A 20,592-nucleotide genomic window follows, 5' to 3' on the forward strand; every position below is an offset into this window, starting at 1 on the left:
GTGGAGAACAAGAAGGTCATGAAAAAAGTGATACATATCCAAAAAATGTTGCATATACGCCAATTTTGAAACCGCATACAATTTGATTATCAACCAAAACAAGAAAAAAGGGGATGACAGGATGAACAAACGCAGAAAGATGGCTTCTCTGCTGCTCGGCTGCATGATGCTGGTCGTATTCAGCGGCTGCGGCGGGGGCAAGAGTGATAACGCGCAGCCGGAAATTTCAGAGCAGGATTATGAGCCTTACGGAAAATATGAGACACCGGTGGAATTTACGATCGGCCGGAATACCAATCATGTGAACAACCTGCCACCAGGCGATACGATTGAGGACAATTTGGCTACCCGATACGTAGAGGACCGGGTGAACGTGAAAGCCAAGGTGGCTTGGGAGACGGACGATATGGATCAGAAGCTCTCGTTATCGATGACAACGGGCGATCTGCCGGACGTTATGCTGGTCAGCCGCGATATTTTCAACCAGCTGGTGGATAATGACCTGATTGCCGATATGACGGAGGTGTACGAGAAAACCGCATCCGACGGGGTCAAGAATATCTACGCTTCCTATGGCGACTTGCTGCTGAACCAGGTGAAGGTCGACGGTAAAATCATGGGCCTTCCGATGACGAATATCGGCAACCAGCACCAGCTGCTGTGGGTTCGGAAGGACTGGGTGGATAAAGTCGGCGCGAAGATGCCGGAATCCGTCGAGGACGTATGGAACCTCGCCAGAACATTCGTGGAAAAGGACGCCTCGGGAACAGGCAAGACGGTCGGAATGGTGATGGATTCCAACGCCATGAACTTTACGCCGGTATTCGCTGCGCATGGCGCCTTTCCGATGAACTGGATCGAGAAGGACGGCCAGGTCGTATATGGATCGGTTCAGCCCGAGATGAAGCAGGCGCTGACGGAGCTGAGCGCCATGTACAAGGAAGGTTTGATAGATAAACAGTTCGCCGTCCGGTCGAATGAAGAGAAGGAAGCGCTTGTGATCAACGGTCAGGTAGGCATGCTGTTTAATCCATGGTGGATCGGCTACACCAACTACAAGGACTCGATCAAGCAGGATCCCGATGCTGTCTGGGTTGCCGTATCGGCACCGGTAGACGAGAACGGCAAATTCAAAACGATCCGTCAGGATCCGGTGGGCGGCGGTATCGTCGTGGTGAAGAAGGATTTTGCCCATCCCGAAGCGATCATGAAGTCGGTCAATCTGACTACGGATTTCCTGTACTCCTTAACGGATGATGCAATCAACTACAAGAAAGAGCATCCGGACGAGATGCTGACCGATGCCAGTCGTTGGAACAATGATCCGACGCAAATTCCGATGCAAGTGGATTATGACGACGTGTTGAAGCGTTATTACGACGATCTGATGAAGGCGGATCAATCCGGGGATGCTTCGGCCGTTCAGGAGGACAGGGTGGTATCCTTCAAGGCATATCAGGAGTTTAAGGAGAAAGGCAATGCCGTCGATGTGAACACCTATGGCGAATACCTCTCACGTATCGAGGGTCAACGCGAAGCGAACAATCCGAATCTGGAAGTGATTCCTGCAGGCTTCTACGGAACCACCGAGACGATGAAGCTGAAGTGGGCCAACCTCCAAAAGCTCGAAGAAGAGACGATATTGAAAATCATCATGGGCCAAGCCCCCGTTGATGAATTCGATAAGTTTGTGGACACCTGGAAGCGTACCGGCGGCGATGAGATTACGGAAGAGGTCAACCAGATGAGCAGCAGATAAGGAAAGCAGGAGCCTTGGCGCGGAGGGCTATTGGTGGTCATCCGCGCGGGCTTTTCATTCGATAAGGCCTGTCCTGACAGGGACATGATGGAGGTGGAGCGGACGATGGCGCAAGTGGAAACAACCGTCAATTCAGAGCGGGAAGTACGATACCGGAGGAAAAAGAAACGAAGAACCTTTGACGAAATGACCTACCATGCGATGCTGCTGCCCGGCATGGTCATGCTGTTCATTTTCTCGATTGTACCAATGTTCGGGGTGGTCATGGCTTTTCAAAAGTTCATCCCTGCAAAAGGGATATTCGGCTCCGCATGGGCAGGACTCGACAATTTCACGTATATGTTTCAACTGCCGGATGCCAAACAGATTTTTGTGAATACGCTGGTCATCGCGGTCGGGAAGATTGTTCTCGGATTGATTGTACCGATCGTGTTCGCCCTGCTGCTTAATGAGGTGCGTCTGAAGCTCTTCAAAAGCACGATTCAAACCATCGTGTATTTGCCGCATTTTATGTCATGGGTGGTCTTGGGTACGATGCTGACCATGATCTTTTCCTTTGACGGCATGATTAACAATTTCCTTGAGTTTCTGGGGCTGGAGCGGATCATGTTTCTGGCAAGCAACGACTGGTTCAGGCCGCTGCTCATCGTGACGGATACCTGGAAGGAATTCGGATACGGGACGATTGTGTATTTGGCTGCGTTGACGGCGATTAACCCGGCTTTGTATGAATCGGCCGCAATGGACGGCGCAAGCCGCTGGAAGCAGACGCTGAATATCACGCTGCCGGGCATGTTTCCGACGATCATCCTGCTGGGCACGCTAAGTCTCGGCAATGTGCTGAATGCGGGATTTGACCAGGTGTTCAACCTGTATAATCCGCTGGTATATGAGACGGGTGATATTATCGATACGTTTGTGTACCGCATGGGTCTGATCAATATGCAGTATTCGTTCGCAACGGCGATCGGACTGATGAAATCGGTCATCAGCTTTATTCTGATTGTTATATCCTACAGGCTGGCCTCGAGGTATGCGGGGTACAGGATTTTCTAGGAGGGTTAGCATGATTCAATCCAAAACGCTGGGCTCAAGGCTATCCCGCCTGATGATTATGCTCGCGCTCGTTCTGATTACATTTGTGTCGCTGGCTCCCATAGTCAATACGATTATGGTGTCTGTCAGCAGCAGCACGGCTGTTAATGCTGGCAAGGTCTACTTTTTTCCGGTGGAGCTGAACTTCTCATCCTACGGGCAGATATTGAATGACACGAAGTTTTGGAAGGCGTTTCTCATATCCGTGGAACGGGTGCTGCTTGGGGGCGCGATCAACATGATTTTGACCATCCTCATGGCCTATCCGTTGTCGCGGAGCGTCACGCAGTTCCGATCGAGAAACCAATATATGTGGATTATCGTGTTTACGATGCTCTTCAGCGGCGGGATCGTTCCCTGGTATATGGTGATCAGCAAGCTGGGGTTGATCAACAGCATCTGGGCACTGGTTCTGCCGGGTGCGGTTCCTGTCTTCAACGTGATTCTCCTGATGAACTTCTTCAAGGGCATTCCGAAGGAGCTGGAGGAGGCCGCATTCATTGATGGTGCCGGTCCGCTGAAAATCCTGCTCAAGATCTTTATCCCGATCTCCATGCCCAGTCTGGCGACCATTACCCTGTTTGTCATCGTCGGTCACTGGAACAACTTCTTTGACGGAATCATCCTGATCAATGACAGCGAAAAAATACCGCTTCAAACCTATCTGCAGCAGCTCAGTCTGACGCGTGACCAGATGCAGAATCTCTCGGTCGAACAGCTGCAGCAGTTCAATAAAATTTCCAACACGACCCTGAACTCGGCCAAAATTCTGGTTTCCATGATTCCAATTCTGCTCATTTATCCGTTTCTGCAGCGTTACTTAATCCACGGAATCGTTCTGGGGGCTGTGAAGGAATAGAACAGCTCAGCCGGTCAGCCTTATTGGCGTGCTCTGTTTGAGCGGGTACATCCAGCATCGGCAAAATGAATTAGGTAGTCGACAGAGACAGCGCCCTTAGCATGAGTCTTTCCGGCGAAAGACCATCCTTCGGCGCTGTTTTGTCATGGTTAAGACTGTTCAGATTGCATTTAATTTGTAAGTGGTATCCGTTCAACATGGACAATTTAAATATATCATGTTATATTGTTATATAAATTAGCAGGTTTTGGAGTACCGTTGGAGGGATATCAATTTGAAAGATGCAGCTTCCACGAAGCCGATGTATGAACAAATTTTTAATGAGATGAAGCGAAAGATCTCAACCCATATTTTTCGGATAGGCGATAAAGTCCCTTCGGAGAAGGAACTCGCGGATGAATACGGAGTTAGTCGAATCACAAGCAAAAAAGCATTGGACCTGCTGGCGGCCGAAGGCGTGATTGTACGCAAGCCGGGAAAGGGATCGTTCGTAGCCGATCCGGATGAGCCTGTGGTGCACAGAGAACCATTCTCCTCCGAGAGCGCAGATGCTGCAGGGGCCAGCCGGGAGAAGATGATCGGTCTTGTCATTACGGACTTTTCTTCAAGCTACGGAACACGCCTGGTCTACAGCATGGAGCAGTATTCGAGGGAGAATGACTGCTTTCTGGTGCTGCGCAGAACGTTTGGAGACCAGGATAATGAGGAATTATCCATTCAGAAGCTGCGTAATCTCGGCGTGAACGGACTCATTGTATTTCCCGCTCAGGGGGAATATTTCAATGCTGAAATATTAAAGATGGTCATTGCCCGTTTCCCGCTTGTCCTGATTGATCGCAAGCTGAAGGGAGTCGCAGCGGCTTCCATTAGTACAGATAATCTTGAGGCAGCCGTGCAGGCGGTGGAGCATTTATTCGATTTGGGTCACCGTCATATTTCCCTGCTGTCTCCTCCACCGAGAGATACGACAGCGGTTGAAGAACGGATTGAAGGGTTCGTGCAGGCTCATGCCGCCCGGGGCATCGCGTTTGATAAGGAAATCTGGATTAGCGATGTGACGGCCACTTTGCCCAATGCCTTCCATGAGAGCAATATTGAACGTGAAATCCAGCGGATCGTGCAGCATCTGCAGGATCACCCTTCGATTACTGCCTTTTTTGCGATCGAATATAACATTGCTTTGCTGGCCAAGGTTGCGGCCGAGCGCCTCGGTCTGCGGGTGCCGGAGGATGTATCCATCATATGCTTCGACAGTCCGCAGCTAAATATCGGCGAGGGTTATTTGTTTACCCATATGCGGCAGAACGAGGAAGGGATGGGGAGGCTGGCGATCGAGACGGTACTGGGCATCATGAATCACGATGATGTAGCCGTTGAGAAGCGATTGCCGGCGGAATTGGTGGTTGGTGCATCTACCGGGCCTGTAAAGAAATAACCAGTGACCTTGTCTAAACCTCTGTGCGGTGAAGCGCGTCAACATATGCATGGATAGCAAGATCGAACGTAATCCACCTGATACCGCCATATCGCCTGATTGAAATTTGATTTCGAAGACGATGCATAGCTGAATACTGAATCTGAACCGGATGCAGGAATACGGCAGTTTTATCCTTTTTCCACTATAGATGAACAAGTACAAGCCATGCGCTCACGGATATGTGAGCGCATGTTTTTTGTTCCTTTTTCTAAATGAATGCGGATTAGATATTATGCGGAGACCGCAGAATTCGGACATAACATGTGTTTTATATATTGATATATTAACTGGATGACTGTAGATTATACGATCAACTTAAATACACACGAACTATTTTACTATGCAAAAATATCCATACAAATCTCAATCCTATTTCTACATCACTTGTCATTATTTCTCGGGAAATAGCATCTGCTAGCGAATTATCCGAAACAAATAGTAGTTTCAGCCAAATCATTCCACTAAAATAGTACTGTTGGAACAACATTCTAGGGGGATATCAAATCAGATGAGTGTAGTACAGCTACGACACGTGCAGAAGACATCCGGCAGTACCGTATTAATTCCGCATATCGACCTTGAAGTGACAGCAGGTCAATGCGTTGTTATTCAATGTAATCATGAATTAGGACATCAATTATTACTCGCCATGATCGGGCAGACGTCGATATCTGAGGGTTCCATATGGATTCACGGAGAGGCGCTGACCCCCCATAATACACGCGACATTAGAAGGAAAATAGGGATTCAACTTTTGTCCGATACAGCTTATGAGCGACTGAAGGTTAGCGAATTCCTTCAATTTTACGCTCGTCTCTACGAGGCGGAGCTGGATACGGACCTGTTATTGCAGCGGCTAGGACTTGCAGAGAAGCGGGATAGCCGAGTGTCGCGGCTGACTTCATCAGAAGTGCGCCGATTGTCTATCGCACGCGCACTCGTACATAATCCGCAGGTTCTATTCATGGAAGATCCGGAGCAGAACGTCGATCTTGAGACAAGTTATATCATTCGCAATCTAATACCGGCTCTGATGGAGGAAGGCACAGCGATCATTATTACGACAATGGTTCTGGAACAAGCCATTTCCATGACCAATGATGTGTACTTATATAGCCATTCCGGATTTAAGAAGCTGGAGACGGCGGAAGAAGAACAAAATCTCCTTAACCCAAACGATAGAAATAGAGATAGAGAGCCAGTTATTTCAATGGTAGGGAAGCAGGTAAGTACACCAACTGCAGCTGATTCCGTTACTAAAAACTTCATATCCGCTGAGGTTTTTGCGAAGACCCAATCAGAAGAAGCAGAAAACCAAGTCACGTTGATTAGGCCTAATACAACAGCAGAGATGGAATCCGGTATGGAAACGAAGCCGGAAGACGCCGAGATAAGCGCTTCACCTGATAAATCGTTGTCTACCGAAACCGGCGCCAGTGTCGGGGCGGTAGATCTAGACTTACAACCGGAGCCAGCGGGAAGCCAGGTCCCTGTTTTTGTCCAGCCCATGCGTTTTGAGAAGATTCCGGCCAAGGTGGGAGACAAGCTCATTCTATTTGATCCGACGGAGATTGATTATATCGAGAGTCATGAAGGTGTCGCGAATCTGCATGTTCTTCAAGGGACCTATGCCTGTTCCATGTCGTTAAGCGATCTGGAAGGGAGACTCAAAGGTTTTGGTTTTTATCGTTGTCACCGCTCGTACCTGGTAAATCTTCAGAAGGTCCGCGAAGTCATCACATGGACACGGAACAGCTACAGCTTAATCCTGGACGACCAAACCAAGAGCTCTATTCCGCTATCCAAGAGTAAATATGATGAATTAAAGAAGATCATTGGCATTTAATTGCGGTTTGTTCATCCGAATTGCTGCTCCGTTCAAGGGAGAAATCGCAGGTTTCAATGGCAGATATACTCCTTTCATCCCTTATATAATGCGGCTTTTCTGGCGTTGCCATAACATGAAGTGTGTAAGGCGATAACGAAAACCCGAAGGGATGGATCAAGCATGCAACCAATCATTGAAGTCAATCAGCTGCTGAAGGCATTCGGAAACAAGAGTGCGTTACAGCATATCCAATTTCATATTAATCAGGGCGAAATATTCGGATTCCTGGGTCCTAGCGGATCGGGCAAAACAACGACGGTAAAAATTTTGACTTCCCAACTGCTTCCAACCTCTGGCACCGTTAAAGTATTCGGTCAACCTATCCATAAAATGAATGATGCCAACCATAAGCGCCGGATCGGGATATTGACCGATAACAGCGCTTTATATGAAAGACTCACCATCCAAGACAATCTGGAGCTGTTCTGCAAGTTGTACGATGTGGAATTGAAACGGATTGCCGAAGTACTGGAAGAGGTCAATCTAGCCAATGACCGTCAAACGATGGTGAAGAAGCTCTCAAAAGGGATGAAGCAACGAGTGATGCTGGCACGCGCCATTCTTCACAAGCCGGACCTCTTGTTCCTGGACGAGCCTACGTCGGCGTTAGACCCGGCCAATGCCCTGCATATTCATGAGGGATTGCGGAAATTGAATCGGGAAGGGACCACCATTTTTCTGACAACCCATAACATGATGGAAGCGGAGAGTCTGTGTGATCGTGTAGCCTTTATCCATGATGGCGTGATCAAAGCGATTGATACCCCGCAGCAGCTGCGTCTGGCGCATGCCGATCAATCGATGACGGTTCTGGTAGAAGGTGAGGGCAAGCTGGTGCTGCAGCAGAGTGAAGAGAGTGCGCAGCGCATTGGGCAATGGATGCAAGAAGGCAAGCTATTATCGATCCATTCGAATGAACCTACGTTAGGCGATATTTTTGTACAAATGACAGGGAGGGAATTGCAATGACATTTTCCATGAAGAGACTGCAAGCCATTATAAATAAAGAGTGGAAAGATAGTATCCGTAACCCGCAAATTCTATTGATGATGGGAATGCCGATCCTGTTTGCCTTCCTGTTCAGTAGGATGGGGGCCAATGGTACAACAGGCGATGACATGATGATATTGAGCTTCCCGATTTTGCTCGCCTTATCGATGACAGGCGCGTTTGTGCTGGCGATGATGGTCGCGGAAGAGAAGGAGAAGCACACCCTGCGCGTATTGATGCTCTCGCCTGCAAGTACAACCGAGATTCTGATGGGTAAAAGCTTTCTTACTTTCGTATTAACATTGATCGCTGTGATCGCTTCGGTGGCCGTCTCGGAAGTGCCAGAGGTGAGCTGGGGAATTCCGTCCCTGCTGATTCTCATCTCGCTTATCATGTTCATTGCGCTGGGGTTAATCATCGGTTTGATGTCGCGTAACGTACAAGAGTCCTCCATCATCGGTTTACCGGTTCTCATTATCTTCGTTATGGGCCCGATGTTCGCTCCCATGTTAGACAGCGAATTCATGATGAGCTTCGTAAACTATTTGCCTACGCAGAAGTTTATCGACGTGATGGGAAGTGTCAGCAGAGGAGAAGCTGTGGGCGTAATGACCAAAGATTTGCTGATTTGCGCCGGATGGATGGTCATCTCGATCGCTGCCGCTGCAGCGGTGTACAGCCGGAAACGGTTCGATAAGTAGTCTGCTCAAACCATAAGCCGCGAGGGAGACGATGGTTCTCCCTGCGGCTTTTTACATGCAGTGGATACGAAAAAAGGCAACCCCATTCGCCCCCGTATGGACGATGAGATTGCCTTGGCTGCTAATTAATCGAACTTGATCACGCCGGTGGTATGAAGCAGCACCAAAAATACGAGTACTGGCGCGATATAACGGAGCATGAACAGCCATACCCGGAACCAGCCGGCTTTCAGTCCAGCGGCATCTGCCGCCTTCTTCCAAAAGTATCCTGCAAAGATGGTGGTGATCAGACCTCCGACCGGAAGCAGAATGTTGGATGTGATGAAATCCAGCCAATCGAAGAAGTTTTTACCGCCGATATCGGTAAGCCCAGGTACGATGCCGAATGACAACGCAGAGGGTAGACCGATCAGCATAACCAGCGCGCTAATAACGACTACGGATTTCGTGCGTCCCCAATGCCAGCGGTCCATGACATACGAGGTTGGGACCTCCAGCAGTGAAACGGAGGAGGTTAATGCGGCGATGGCTAGCAGAATGAAGAACAATCCCCCGAAAAAAGCACCCAGCGGCATGGCCGAGAAGGCCGCCGGCAAGGCAATGAAGACAAGAGAAGGTCCGGCATCTGGCTCAATCCCGAAGGAAGCGGTTGTCGGGAATATAATGAGCCCGGCAATAAACGCATAAATCAGGTCGCCAGCACCGATGGCCAGGGTAGCCGGCCCCAGAGATTGCCGTTTATCAACATAAGCCCCGTAGGTCAACAGAATCCCCATCCCCAGTGAGAGGGAGAAGAAGGCATGTCCCAGCGCGACCAGTGCCGCTTCCGGGCTCAGCTTCGAGAAGTCAGGATTCAAGAAGAAGGATACGCCTGCGCCGGCTCCTGGCAAGGTTACCGCACGGATCATTAACACGATCAACAGGATGATCAGGCCGGGAATCAGAACTTTGTTGAATTTCTCGATCCCTCCGGAGATTCCTTTGGCTACAACCAACCCGGTAATAATAATAGCGGCGAATTGCCATACAATCGGCATGTAGCCTTGCGTAAACGTAGTAAATTGACCACCGAAATCGGTGTTGTTGTACAGATTGCCGCTAAACGACATGACGGCATAATGAAGCGTCCAGCCTGCCACAATGACATAGAAGGTCAGAATGAGAAACGGCGCAATAACCTGGAGCAATCCAAGATGCCCGAAGACTTTCGGTCCGCCCGCTTTAACGAAGGAAGTCGCGGCACTCCCGCGGCCAGCTCGTCCGATGGCAAGCTCCGCCAGCAGGACGGGCAAACCGATCACGATGAGACAGATGATGAAGAGCAGGAAGAAAGCTGCACCGCCGTGTTCTCCCGTAATGTAAGGGAACTTCCACATGTTTCCGAGGCCGACAGAGCTCCCGATCGCGGCCAGAATGAATCCAGCAGAGGAAAAACGATCACTTTTCCCCGGTGAAGCTGGGTTGTTGAGCTGAGATTTCATAGATGTTCCCCCAGTTGATTAAAGTTAAGTTCCTCTATTATATTTCATGTTCTGCCAGAAAGGCATAAGTAATTTTTCCTAAGGGATAAGGACCTGCATGTTTATTATGCTGTTAATGCAAAGTTTTCAATACTAACATTAACCACGATTTGTAAATAAATAAACCTTAAACATCAAGTTTAAGGAAATGAAGAGACTTTGGGTAGGGAAAAAATCACAAATGCACCTGATGATAATGAAAGTTGGCAGGGGTTGACAAATATCTTAGATTGTTATATCTTTATATTAAGATAAACAACAAATCAAAATCATATGGAAAGAGGGATATCATGATCAAAAGCTTAACCCGGATTAATGAATTGGCTAAAAAACAGCGGGAGGGCGTGCTCACGACTGCGGAGAAAGCCGAGCAGCAAGTCTTGCGCACGGAATATCTGCGTGAGATCCGCGGCCAAGTGCTAAGTACCTTTTCGGGATTAAGCATCGTGGATCCCGACGGAAACGACGTGACACCTGAGAAACTTCGAAATGAGCAGAAGAAGCTGAGAGAAAATTAAATTGCCGTGACTGTGTAACGCCTTTACACAGTATGGTGAGCATAATGAAACAAGAAGAAGAGATCGCCATGTCATGGTGATCTCTTCTTTATTTTAAGCTAGTTATGTCGGGCTCCTCTATCCAAACCGCTCCGTCTTGTACCATTTGGACTCCCTGCCCGTAATCTTGTCCACGATCATGGAGTAGAAGGCCTTGATGGAGATGATGAGGAACAGCTGAGCGTAGGTGAAGTACGATACGCAGGAGAGAATGAAGTTGCGCGTGTTGCTCTGGCCAATGTCCGTTGCGAGCGCCAGGTTGATCTGTAGGACGTAAATATAATACATTAAGGCCCAAGCGATGATGAGATACATATACACATCGCCCTCAAACCGGAAAGGAGAGACGACGGCCGGATTAAATAGCGCGATGATCTGATATACGATATTGGTCACAAATATAATATCTGAGATGATAATGGCAATCATAAACCAGAAGTAACTGGCTGCGTAATACAGCACATGCAGCTTAATCCGCCAGCTTGTCCGGTCAAACAGATGATGAATATTATCCGTGACAACGCTGTAGTTGCCCTTGGCCCAGCGTTCGCGCTGTTTCATGTATACCTTCAGATCCTCGGGCTCCTGCTGATAAGCTTCGGCTTGCGGAGCCAGCGCAATAAGCTGGCCTCTCGTCAGGATCTCGAACGAAATCGCGGTATCTTCCGTGATCGCTTGTTCATCCCATCCGCCGATGTCCTGAATGAGCGCGGTTTTCACGATAAAGTTCGTGCCAGGAATGGTACCCAGCTTAAACAGCTGCCATAACCCGGTATGATGCACGCGCTGAATGGTCACCAGCTCCAGATTGATGCAGCGGGACAGAAAATTCTGTCCGCGGTTTCGGGCCTTGTTGCGGCCAAAGACAGCCCCGTAGCGTTCAGGCTGCTCCATCGCCTTCTGCGTCAGGAACAACAGTGCGTTTTTCTCAGGTGCGGCATCCGCGTCGTAGACACAGATCCATTCGCCTGTTGCCTGCTTGAGCGCGTCGTTCAGGGCGCCCGATTTACCGCCGGTTCCGGTTCTCTCCAGAATAAGAAAGTCGCGGTCGCGGTAACGTTCATTGCCTTTCAGCGCCCTTAAGCGATCAGCCGTATGATCCTTGCAATTGTCGGCGATGACAATCACCTGCATTTTGTGATGCGGGTAATTCATCTGCAGAATGTGCTCTACCGTTGCCTGGATGACCAATTCCTCGTTATGCGCGGGCACCATGACCGTCACGGTTGGAAAATCCTCCAGATTGCTCGGATTCACCAGCTTCTGCAGGTTTTGTTTATGAATGAACACGATGGCCCCTGCCATGATAATGATCGATTCCAGCACGGCAATCCATATACTGATGATGGAAATGACCAGGAAAAAGTCAGTCACTGAACCTCCCCCGATCATATTTTCGTTTGACTTTCGAACGGAAGCTTAAGGTGGCAATCGTCAGAATCATGATGGCTATGGAGAACACGATGCTGACCCCGATGCACAGAGGGATAAACCAGTGGGTATATGACATCGGCCGCAAGCCTCCTTTTGATGGATGATGGTAACTTAACTTGGTTAAATATATTCTCCAATGAGGTCGGTTTCGGTATTTCGTTCTAATGCAGAGATGACGTCATCGATATTTTCGTATCGGCTAAATTGCTCCTTCTGGAACACGAGGCCGCCGGCGCGGACCACAAGCTTGAGGGACATGCCTTTTTTGTCACGGAAGGGGACGTTCATCATGGCGACTTTGATGCGCTCCATAAGGCTTTTGAGATATTCCGGCTTGGTGAGCGGGCACAGAATGATAAAGCGTCCTTCTCCAATGGAGAATTTATAGTCCTCATAACGAATCTGCTTCTGTATCGTGCTCGACAGCTCCATCATTAGCTTGGCAAAACGATGTGATCCGACAGACTCCCTGGTCAGGGGGAGAAAATCGAGCTTAAACATCATGATGCAGAAGCTGTACTGATCCGAATAGCGATTGGCCAGATTGGCTTGTTTCACCAGCGTATCTGCGAAAGCATCCTTGCTGCCAAGGGAGGTGTCGATGTCGATATCCGGGTTGGTTTTCCTCAATTGCTCGAGACGCCTTATGAACCTTCGGCTTCGCACCAGAGCTAGCTTGATGAAGATGGCAATAGCGGTATTGGCCGGAAGCAGCAGTATCCAGGATAGGGTGAGCACATTGACCGGGGCTAGGGTGGACAACCATACGAAGTAAGTGACCAGATACACAAAAACGGCAACCGTCGAAACGCCTACCGGAAGAAAGAAACCGATCAATAAGGCGGCCAGTGTACCGACGCTGAACAGGAATTCTGTGAAAGTAAAACTTTGATTTACATAGATGTTCCAGAATATGAACAACTGCTGGATAATAGCAAGAGCAATCAGCAGAAAATAACCGAGTTCGACGCGACGTAAAGGGGTGGATTTTTTCATGTTTTACCTACTTTCTAAACGCTTAAACCTTTAATCGCTGTAGTTGGGCCATTCCATATGTTATTTAAAAATTACCCAAATGTCGATAGATTTATCGAACGTTGTCATAATCTACATATGGGATACCGAATTTAATGTCCATTGACCCTGGAATTCTCCTTTCAACTGACCCTTCCGGGGATCAGGGGATATGGGGTAGAGTAGAGAATAACGTCTTCATGAGGTCACAGGCGGTAACGCCCATTTGTCTTATTAGTGGTGTAGCTGTCATGCCGAAAATATACAGAATAAGAAGGTGTGCCTGATGTTATTGGATCAAATCTATACCGAATACAAGCCGATGATGTTCGGCCTGGCCTACCGGATGCTGGGGAGTGCGGCGGATGCGGAGGATATCGTGCAGGATGTTTTTTCCCAATTCGTGCAGATGGATCGGGGAGAAGTACGGAACGATAAGGCGTATTTGGCCAAAATGACAACGAACCGCTGCATCAACCTGTTGAAATCGTCCAGACGCCAGCGCGAAACGTATACCGGTCCCTGGCTGCCTGAGCCGATGCCGGATTATGACATGCTGGCGCGGTCCGATCCTGCGGAACGCCGCGAAACGATTGGTTATGCCTACCTGGTGCTGCTTCAACGGTTAACGCCGCTGGAACGTGCCATTTATATCGCCAAGGATACGCTGGGGCTTGAATATCCGATCATAGCGGAGATGCTTGGAAAGACGGAGATCAGCTGTCGCAAGACCTTCAGCCGTGCCAAGCAGAAAATGGGGCAGGCCACGGAGAGGCCTAAGGGAGAAAACGCCCGGACGGAAACACAGGAACGCTTCGTTGAAGCATTCCTGCGCGCGTCCGATATGGGGAATTTTAAGCCGCTGCTGTCTTTCCTGAAGGAAGAGGTTACGCTGCTATCGGATGGGGGCGGCAAAGCGAAGGCAGCCATCAATCCGATATTGGGCGTGGAACGGGTACGCGCATTCTTCGAGGGATTATCTGCCAAAGGCTCGTTTCGGGAAGGGTTTGAGCCTGTCTCCGTAAACGGAGAGCCTGGCTTGTTGCTGAAGCGGGACGGTAGGGTCTCCATGGTGCTGACGGTAGAATGGGAACCCGACCTATCCCGCATCAGTCAGATTTTTCTTGTGGTGAATCCGGATAAATTACAGCTGTTTAATCAAAACAGCCCGGGAACAGCCCTGTAGCGACACCGATCCGGTTCCAGGCATTGATCGTTGTGATCGCCATGACCAGATCGACGAATTGCTTCTCGTCAAAATGCTTGCGGACGCGTTCGTATACCTCTGCAGGAACGCCGGCCTCGGACAGCTTGGTCACGCACTCCGTCAATTCGATGACGGCCCGTTCTTCGTCGGAATATATCGGGACCTCCCGCCACATCGGCAGAAGGAGGAGGCGGTCCACGCTTTCGCCCATGGAGAGCAGATCCTTGGAATGCATATCCACGCAGAAGGAGCAGCCGTTGATCTGGGATGCCCGGAGCTTAATGATTTCGTACAGCTTGTGATCGAGTCCGCTTTTTTGGGCCGCTTGCTCCAGGGCAAGCAGCGTTTTGAAGGCTTCGGGATTGGCCGATCGGTAATTCATTCGAAGTTCCATGTTCAGTTCCCCTTTACGGTATGATTGGTGATGTTCACCCATATGACATTCTGCCGGTCAGAATTGTGACATGTTCTAATGGAAAAAAGAAAGAAACCCTTAAAAGGTGGAGAACGAAAGCACGAAAAAGGAACGGCGATTCTTGGCAGAAGCGCCGCCCCGGGTAACGTTCATGTACATCCAGAGGGTTTCTTTGTCGTTTATTAGGCTCTAAATGTTACTTTCCGGCCTTAAGCGGAACGCGCAGGACATCGTCTCGCTTATGGGTGGTATAGTTCGAAATGTACACCTCAAGCTCGGTCTTGTCGAAATTCTTATACACGTCTATATGTTTGTTGTTGTCATCGCCGAGCAGGCCGATCATGGCCGGCATTCCATAGCTTCGGTCATCGCCGTCAAGATAATAGGTTTGGTTGACGCCGCCGAATGTCGGATCGGAGCTTAAGGATTCTACGTAGAGATTGTTGTCCTTCATGTAATAGGTCCATGTGATCGGATAACCTGCAATGCTGGACGTTAAGCTTTGAGGTTCAGCCGAAATGCCGGTCAAGCGGATTGGATTCTTGTCTCCGGCATATTCATCGACGCGGTGCTTGGCAATCAGAGACACCGGTTGGTTCGCCAGGGAGGCCGCATGAAGTCCGGTCATTTCAAAACGCAGCTCCGTCTTGCCTGATTGGCCGGGAACATGCCAGCTGCCTCCGCTTAACAGCGTCCCGCCTACATCCAGCTGGTAGTCCATGTAAGGAACACGAGTATATTTCTCTTCATGGGTCAGGATCAGCCGGACTTGGGTTGGCGTAACGATCATCTCATGAATTTTTGTTCCGCCAGGCACCTGATCTACAGGGATGTTCAGCACTTCCTTAAATGTTCCGCTGTCCATTTGTTTTTTGGACAAGGCCATATTTAAACTCCAGGTGCCGTCTGCGGTTCCGAGTGTGCGATCATAAGCCAGCTGGAACCTCGTACCTTCAGCACGCAAGGAGTCCGAATTGAATACTTGCTGACTCAGGTATTCCCCGGAGGCTGCCGGGGTTCCAAAAGTAGGAGCTTCAACCTCCTTAATCATCTCTTTCTTGTCATCGGTCGCTTGAATTCGTACCCAGCTTCTGCTATTCATTTCGGGATCCGTAAAGGTAATGGCCGATTGGAGCAGGACATTTCCTTCGGCTTGCTCAAAAGACTGCAGGGTCACGCTGTCAATGCCATCCTTTTGAATGGGGAATACCTGCGTATTCGGATCTTGAGGGTCGTAGCTGATGGACTGTTTTCCATCGCCGGTAAAACGGATATTCTCCATGGCAAACTCGATATCCGCCATTTGGCCATCCGCAACCCAATCGGTCTCAAAATACCCCTGGAATACGCCAAGCTCCTCATTCCACTGATGGGAATAACGGCCCTCGATGGAATGGCCCTCCTTATCTTTAAGCCCAATATGATCAAAGGCTACTTGCTCGCCAGCTCGTGTTGAGCCTGGATCCAGACTGTAGAGCAGGAACGTCCGGTTCTCATCGATAAACGCCGTGTGCACCGTTAAGGTGATGCCGTCTCTCGTAACGGATTGCTCAATCGTCTGGCCAAGCCCCTGCTCCAATGCAGTCTGGATCCCGGCCCTGTAAGATAGAAGATTGGACCAATCATAGTTCAGGGCCGCATAGACCGGCGTTGCCATCAAAGCGACGGATATCCCCGTGATGATCGCAATCCGTTTTCGTCTGCGCGGACGAAGCGGAACCGACTCACCCCCGGCCACCTTCAATTCGTTCTGCTGGATGCTGCTCCACATGCGGTCAAAATCAGGATAAGACACGTTATTCGCTGTTTTCATCTGGTCCTTCAGATTGTTCTCAAAACGTTCCAAATTGTTTCTCTCCCTTCAGCCAAAAGCCGTTATGGTGTTCGAGCTTTTTGCGCATGATTTTCAATGCTTTGTGAAGCCTTGATTTAACCGTCCCGACGGGAATCTTCAGCGTTTCGGCGATTTCCGCCATCGACAGCTCACCGATATAGCGGAGTGTGACAACGGCCATCAGCTTGTCCGGAAGCTGCCGCAGCAGTTTCTCCCATTCCGCCGCCGCTGCTTTTTCCAATACGATGGTGTCTACGGATTTAACCGATGCCGTGGTCTGCTCGTGGAGCCACTCGACCTGACTTTGCTTGTCACGCTGGGTCTGATTTCTTCTAAGCAGGTTCAGGCAATGATTCATCGCGATGCGCATGATCCAGGCACGTGTATGCTCAACGCTTCTCCAATCCTGACGAAATACGGTGACAAATACGTCGTGGCAGAGATCTTCCGCATCCTGCGCGTTCCGCAGCATGTAGTAGCAGGTACGGTACACATCCTTGTTGTAAGTATCGAATAACTCGCGTTCCGTCAATCCAAGGCACTCCTTTCTTTTGCGTTATGTCTAATAAACAAATGACCCTTGGAAAGGGTTCATCTTTTTTTGCTGCCGCTCATGCAGCGAAGGTCTGAGTCCGTCTCCGTAACGGTTAATTGATTTCATTCTAACAAAAAAGAACATCTGCCCACCGTATAAAACGAAGGGCAGATGTTCTATGGATGTCTGTAAGATGAGAAGCCGCTGACAGGCTCAATTGGAGCCTAACGATTAGGCATTTGCTTATAGGAGGTTATCGCTTTGGCTTAAGCTATGCGGAACCAGCTGATTTGCACTTCGCCTTTCAGGATGAGGAAGACGTCAGCCCGTCCTGTTAACCCCGTCAGTTCGGCTTGAACCGTCGTCCAGGCCTGGCGTCCTCCGGTCGGCAGAACCTTGCAGCTTCCGACTGTCGGACCATCCGGGCTGCCGGTCGTAATGACGATGTCGCCGCCCTTGATATGTCCGCTCACCCTGGCCTCGAACGTTGCCGAAGAATCGCCGAGATCGGCGTCATGGAAGGCGATCCATCCCGAGTCGCCGGTTAAACGGATGCTTTCCCCGCCTTCACGGCATTCATCCAGGAAAACATCCTGGTAGTCGTCATAGTTCACCGCTCGAACAGATTCTCGCAGCGTGCGTGGAGGGATCGTCTCACCTTCGACTTGAAGGACTGCGGTTTCCGGCAATTGACTGGAGGACGATCCAGCCATGAGTGTATAGGTCCCCTTTTCAACGCAGTAGCGATCCCGGGTGACATCCCAGAACGCCAGATCCTCCGCCTTGAGCTCAAAGCTTACCACTTCCGAAACGCCTGGAGACAGATGGATGCGACGGAAGCCTTTCAACGTTTTGAGAGGACGGATGACGCGGGAGGAGTCAGCCCTCACATACAGCTGAACCACCTCATCCCCGGCTAGCTGGCCCTCATTCCTCACGGTAACGGTGACGATGACGCTGCCATCGGCGGTGATTTCCGGTTGGCTTAGCGACAGACCGCTGTATTGGAAGCGGGAATAGCTGAGACCATGACCGAACGGGTACAGTACATCACCGTCGAAATATTGATAGGTCCGTTTCCCCTTGATGATGTCGTAATCCATGAGGTCCGGAAGCTGTTCGGTCGACTTATACCACGTCATGTTTAAGCGGCCGCCCGGATTGTAATCTCCGTACAGAACGTCGGCCACCGCATGGCCCAGCTCCTGCCCGGCGTGAGACGTAAAGAGGATGGAGGGCACATGCTCCTGTTCCCAGTTCACCGCGAACGGATATCCGCCTACGATGACAACCACCGTATTGGGATTAGCTTCGTAAACCGCCTGAATCAAGGCTTGCTGAGCAGGCGGAAGGGTGATGTCGGGACGGTCGATCGTTTCCTTGCCGTTAATGAACGGACTGTTCCCCACGAATACCAGGGCGGTTTCAGCCGATGCTGCCGCCGCGACGGCTTCGGCGATGCCGTCCTGAACCGTTTCGATGGCAATTGGCGTTCCCATATCCTCGCTGCCGCCTACCACAAGGCGTCCGTGCTCATCAAGTAGGATCGGTTTGCCTTCCCAGTTCTTCATCATAAAGCTTCCATCCGGTAACGCCTCGAAGCTGAAAGCCTCTTTCACGAACCAGCCGCGAGCCTCGTCAGCCGTTGCGTGCAGTCCCGTCTCGGTTTCGGTTACGAATTTGCCGCTGCCAACAAGGCGGAGCGTCACGGAGCCCCAGCCCCAATCGTTCCGCTCGAACACCGCTGCTCCGGACGGCTCAGCCGTGCTTGCAAGCAGCCCGCCATCCTCTTCCGAAGATAAGGTGATATATTTGCCGCTAACAGCAGAACGAAGACGCACCTGGTCTAATCCCGTATGAAAATGGACGCGGCCGTCCCGCATTTTCTCCCGCACGCCCTGAAGCGGCGTAATCCGGTATGGAGGCGTACCGCTGTACCAATCCGTAAATGCTTCGTTAGCCAGGGGACCGATGACAGCAGCGGATTTCAACGGATCACGCTTAAGGGGCAGCAATCCGTCGTTTTTCAGGAGCACGATCGATTCCCGGGCGGCACGCAGCGATAATTCGGCATGCTCGGGCGCGCAGAGCTTCGTCTCCGGCACATGGCTGTACGGATTCCGTTCTTCTGGATCGAATTCGCCGAGACGGAACCGGACACGGAAGGAATTGCGGAGGGCGTGATCGAGATCCTGCTCTTCCAATAATCCCTGCTCCAATGCGTCGCGGAGAGCGCGGAAGGAGATGTCCTGGTCGTCGGTGATGCTGTCGATTCCGGCTTTAACGGAGCCGGCCACGGCCTCTGCATAGGAAGAGACATAATGATGGTCTATGACGGTGCCGAGAACGTCACCGGCGTCTCCTACCACGAATCCATCCATGCCCCATTCTTTTTTGACGATGTCGTTCACTTCATGGTTCAGGTTGCACGGCGTGCCGTTGATGCCGTTATACGCGGTCATCATGGAACCGGCTTTCCCTTCCCGGAACGGAGCCTCGAAAGCCTTCAGATAATACTCGCGTTTGTTTCTCGGATCGATGCTTACCGAGGCGCTGCCGCGGTCAACTTCGTTGTTATTGCCGTAGAAGTGCTTCAGGGTAGCTACCGTTTTGTAGTAGAAGGGATGGTCTCCCTGCATGCCCTTCACAAGCCCGGTGGAGAGTTCCCCGGTCAGGTGCGGGTCTTCCCCGTAGGCTTCTTCCGTGCGTCCCCAGCGAGGGTCGCGTTCCAGATCCACCGTGGGCGCCCAGATGGTCAGTCCGTTGATGGCCCGGTCGCGCTGGTAATAGACGCGGGCTTCCTCCGCGATGACCGAACCGATCTCCCGCATCAGCTCGGGATTCCAGGTACACGCAAGCCCGGTATTTTGCGGGAACACGGTCGCTTCGCCAAGCCATGCCACGCCGTGAGCACCTTCGGTGCCATGCTTATATTTTTGCACGCCGAGGCGGGGGATTTCCGCCTGGTATTGGCACATTAACTCGATTTTTTCGTCCAAGGTCAATCGGGATACAAGATCGTTAACCCGTTCTTCCAGCGAAAGATCAGGATTCTGGAATGGATATTTCATGAGCAAAACCTCATTTCTAAACATAGTTGGAATGGAAACGCTCTCAGTTATACTTGCGATAAGTTCATGCTTCTCTTAAAACGGTTAATCCAACTCCATCATAGCGTGCAAAGCGGAGCCGTAATACACCGAGAATTAGCGCAGTTTTCATGTGGAAATTTCGATTCCTTCGGATAACTGATTTGATGACCTCATCGCCTTAGCCGGCAATCTGGTGTTTGATGATTGGGAAGGGC

At 50.4% G+C, this 20,592-nt stretch carries 17 protein-coding genes; 9 read left to right on the forward strand and 8 right to left on the reverse strand.

Annotated elements, in window-relative coordinates; translation table 11 throughout:
• Nucleotides 1–121: 121 nt before the first annotated feature.
• The 7 genes from ACETK5_RS21700 (at nucleotide 122) to ACETK5_RS21730 (ending at nucleotide 8,769) form a co-directional block, all read left to right on the forward strand.
• Entirely contained in the window at nucleotides 122–1,759 is a 1,638-nt protein-coding gene (locus ACETK5_RS21700; RefSeq protein WP_100539785.1) for a type 2 periplasmic-binding domain-containing protein, read from the forward strand.
• Nucleotides 1,760–1,945: 186 nt separating this feature from the next.
• Nucleotides 1,946–2,815, forward strand: a complete 870-nt coding sequence (locus ACETK5_RS21705) for an ABC transporter permease (RefSeq protein ID WP_243390928.1) — start codon at nucleotides 1,946–1,948, stop codon at nucleotides 2,813–2,815.
• A gap of 10 nt (nucleotides 2,816–2,825) precedes the next feature.
• Nucleotides 2,826–3,713, forward strand: coding sequence for a carbohydrate ABC transporter permease (locus ACETK5_RS21710; protein ID WP_100539786.1), 888 nt, complete (start codon nucleotides 2,826–2,828; stop codon nucleotides 3,711–3,713).
• Nucleotides 3,714–3,987: 274 nt separating this feature from the next.
• On the forward strand, nucleotides 3,988–5,148 hold the full coding sequence (locus ACETK5_RS21715; RefSeq protein WP_326111608.1) for a GntR family transcriptional regulator: 1,161 nt from the start codon (nucleotides 3,988–3,990) through the stop codon (nucleotides 5,146–5,148).
• Between the two features lie 550 nt (nucleotides 5,149–5,698).
• Entirely contained in the window at nucleotides 5,699–7,036 is a 1,338-nt protein-coding gene (locus ACETK5_RS21720; RefSeq protein ID WP_394057805.1) for a LytTR family transcriptional regulator DNA-binding domain-containing protein, read from the forward strand.
• A gap of 162 nt (nucleotides 7,037–7,198) precedes the next feature.
• Nucleotides 7,199–8,047: an ABC transporter ATP-binding protein gene (locus ACETK5_RS21725; protein ID WP_326119577.1), complete on the forward strand. Its 849-nt coding sequence runs from the start codon at nucleotides 7,199–7,201 to the stop codon at nucleotides 8,045–8,047.
• 8 nt (nucleotides 8,048–8,055) lie between these two features.
• Nucleotides 8,056–8,769, forward strand: coding sequence for an ABC transporter permease (locus ACETK5_RS21730; protein ID WP_394057807.1), 714 nt, complete (start codon nucleotides 8,056–8,058; stop codon nucleotides 8,767–8,769).
• Between the two features lie 125 nt (nucleotides 8,770–8,894).
• On the opposite strand, the gene ACETK5_RS21735 is transcribed toward ACETK5_RS21730, so the two are convergent.
• On the reverse strand, nucleotides 8,895–10,250 hold the full coding sequence (locus tag ACETK5_RS21735; RefSeq protein WP_326119579.1) for a sodium-dependent transporter: 1,356 nt from the start codon (nucleotides 10,248–10,250) through the stop codon (nucleotides 8,895–8,897).
• Nucleotides 10,251–10,579: 329 nt separating this feature from the next.
• Here ACETK5_RS21735 and ACETK5_RS21740 point away from each other — a divergent pair, with 329 nt between their 5' ends.
• On the forward strand, nucleotides 10,580–10,807 hold the full coding sequence (locus tag ACETK5_RS21740) for a DUF896 domain-containing protein (protein WP_326111604.1): 228 nt from the start codon (nucleotides 10,580–10,582) through the stop codon (nucleotides 10,805–10,807).
• A 117-nt stretch (nucleotides 10,808–10,924) separates the two neighbouring features.
• Here ACETK5_RS21740 and ACETK5_RS21745 read toward each other — a convergent pair whose 3' ends face one another.
• From ACETK5_RS21745 to ACETK5_RS21755, 3 genes are read right to left on the reverse strand one after another with little or no spacing between them, the layout of a single operon-like run.
• The gene (locus tag ACETK5_RS21745; RefSeq protein WP_394057810.1) at nucleotides 10,925–12,220 is read right to left on the reverse strand and encodes a glycosyltransferase family 2 protein; all 1,296 of its coding nucleotides are present in this window, start codon (nucleotides 12,218–12,220) and stop codon (nucleotides 10,925–10,927) included.
• Nucleotides 12,213–12,356, reverse strand: coding sequence for a hypothetical protein (locus ACETK5_RS21750; RefSeq protein WP_394057812.1), 144 nt, complete (start codon nucleotides 12,354–12,356; stop codon nucleotides 12,213–12,215). Before ACETK5_RS21750 ends, ACETK5_RS21745 begins: the two co-directional genes overlap by 8 nt.
• 44 nt (nucleotides 12,357–12,400) lie before the next feature.
• Nucleotides 12,401–13,276 carry a GGDEF domain-containing protein gene (locus tag ACETK5_RS21755; RefSeq protein ID WP_326111600.1) on the reverse strand — a complete coding sequence of 292 codons (876 nt, stop codon included), beginning with the start codon at nucleotides 13,274–13,276 and terminating at the stop codon, nucleotides 12,401–12,403.
• Nucleotides 13,277–13,580: 304 nt separating this feature from the next.
• Between ACETK5_RS21755 and ACETK5_RS21760 the strand changes: the two genes are divergently transcribed.
• Entirely contained in the window at nucleotides 13,581–14,480 is a 900-nt protein-coding gene (locus tag ACETK5_RS21760) for a sigma-70 family RNA polymerase sigma factor (RefSeq protein WP_326119582.1), read from the forward strand.
• On the opposite strand, the gene ACETK5_RS21765 is transcribed toward ACETK5_RS21760, so the two are convergent.
• The 4 genes from ACETK5_RS21765 to ACETK5_RS21780 all read right to left on the reverse strand — a co-directional run bounded on the left by ACETK5_RS21765 (nucleotide 14,449) and on the right by ACETK5_RS21780 (nucleotide 20,356).
• On the reverse strand, nucleotides 14,449–14,895 hold the full coding sequence (locus ACETK5_RS21765) for a carboxymuconolactone decarboxylase family protein (protein WP_009593821.1): 447 nt from the start codon (nucleotides 14,893–14,895) through the stop codon (nucleotides 14,449–14,451). The two genes, ACETK5_RS21760 and ACETK5_RS21765, sit on opposite strands and share 32 nt — an antisense overlap.
• 217 nt (nucleotides 14,896–15,112) lie before the next feature.
• Nucleotides 15,113–16,762 carry a DUF4179 domain-containing protein gene (locus tag ACETK5_RS21770; protein ID WP_394057815.1) on the reverse strand — a complete coding sequence of 550 codons (1,650 nt, stop codon included), beginning with the start codon at nucleotides 16,760–16,762 and terminating at the stop codon, nucleotides 15,113–15,115.
• Complete coding sequence (locus ACETK5_RS21775; protein WP_326111597.1) at nucleotides 16,749–17,282, reverse strand: RNA polymerase sigma factor; 534 nt, start codon at nucleotides 17,280–17,282, stop codon at nucleotides 16,749–16,751. Before ACETK5_RS21775 ends, ACETK5_RS21770 begins: the two co-directional genes overlap by 14 nt.
• A gap of 269 nt (nucleotides 17,283–17,551) precedes the next feature.
• On the reverse strand, nucleotides 17,552–20,356 hold the full coding sequence (locus tag ACETK5_RS21780) for a glycoside hydrolase family 3 protein (protein WP_394057817.1): 2,805 nt from the start codon (nucleotides 20,354–20,356) through the stop codon (nucleotides 17,552–17,554).
• Nucleotides 20,357–20,592 lie beyond the last annotated feature (236 nt).

Origin of the sequence: Paenibacillus ilasis, assembly GCF_043195395.1 — a bacterium.
Lineage (GTDB): Bacteria > Bacillota > Bacilli > Paenibacillales > Paenibacillaceae > Paenibacillus_AQ > Paenibacillus_AQ lautus.

Bases quoted from the DNA above. Each gene is read 5' to 3' on its own strand.
- ACETK5_RS21705 (WP_243390928.1), top strand. From the start codon at position 1,946: ATGACCTACCATGCGATGCTGCTGCCCGGCATGGTCATGCTGTTCATT.
- ACETK5_RS21730 (WP_394057807.1), top strand. From the start codon at position 8,056: ATGAAGAGACTGCAAGCCATTATAAATAAAGAGTGGAAAGATAGTATC.
- ACETK5_RS21740 (WP_326111604.1), top strand. From the start codon at position 10,580: ATGATCAAAAGCTTAACCCGGATTAATGAATTGGCTAAAAAACAGCGG.
- ACETK5_RS21710 (WP_100539786.1), top strand. From the start codon at position 2,826: ATGATTCAATCCAAAACGCTGGGCTCAAGGCTATCCCGCCTGATGATT.
- ACETK5_RS21735 (WP_326119579.1), bottom strand. From the start codon at position 10,250: ATGAAATCTCAGCTCAACAACCCAGCTTCACCGGGGAAAAGTGATCGT.
- ACETK5_RS21725 (WP_326119577.1), top strand. From the start codon at position 7,199: ATGCAACCAATCATTGAAGTCAATCAGCTGCTGAAGGCATTCGGAAAC.
- ACETK5_RS21765 (WP_009593821.1), bottom strand. From the start codon at position 14,895: ATGGAACTTCGAATGAATTACCGATCGGCCAATCCCGAAGCCTTCAAA.
- ACETK5_RS21755 (WP_326111600.1), bottom strand. From the start codon at position 13,276: ATGAAAAAATCCACCCCTTTACGTCGCGTCGAACTCGGTTATTTTCTG.
- ACETK5_RS21780 (WP_394057817.1), bottom strand. From the start codon at position 20,356: ATGAAATATCCATTCCAGAATCCTGATCTTTCGCTGGAAGAACGGGTT.
- ACETK5_RS21720 (WP_394057805.1), top strand. From the start codon at position 5,699: ATGAGTGTAGTACAGCTACGACACGTGCAGAAGACATCCGGCAGTACC.
- ACETK5_RS21760 (WP_326119582.1), top strand. From the start codon at position 13,581: ATGTTATTGGATCAAATCTATACCGAATACAAGCCGATGATGTTCGGC.
- ACETK5_RS21700 (WP_100539785.1), top strand. From the start codon at position 122: ATGAACAAACGCAGAAAGATGGCTTCTCTGCTGCTCGGCTGCATGATG.
- ACETK5_RS21750 (WP_394057812.1), bottom strand. From the start codon at position 12,356: ATGTCATATACCCACTGGTTTATCCCTCTGTGCATCGGGGTCAGCATC.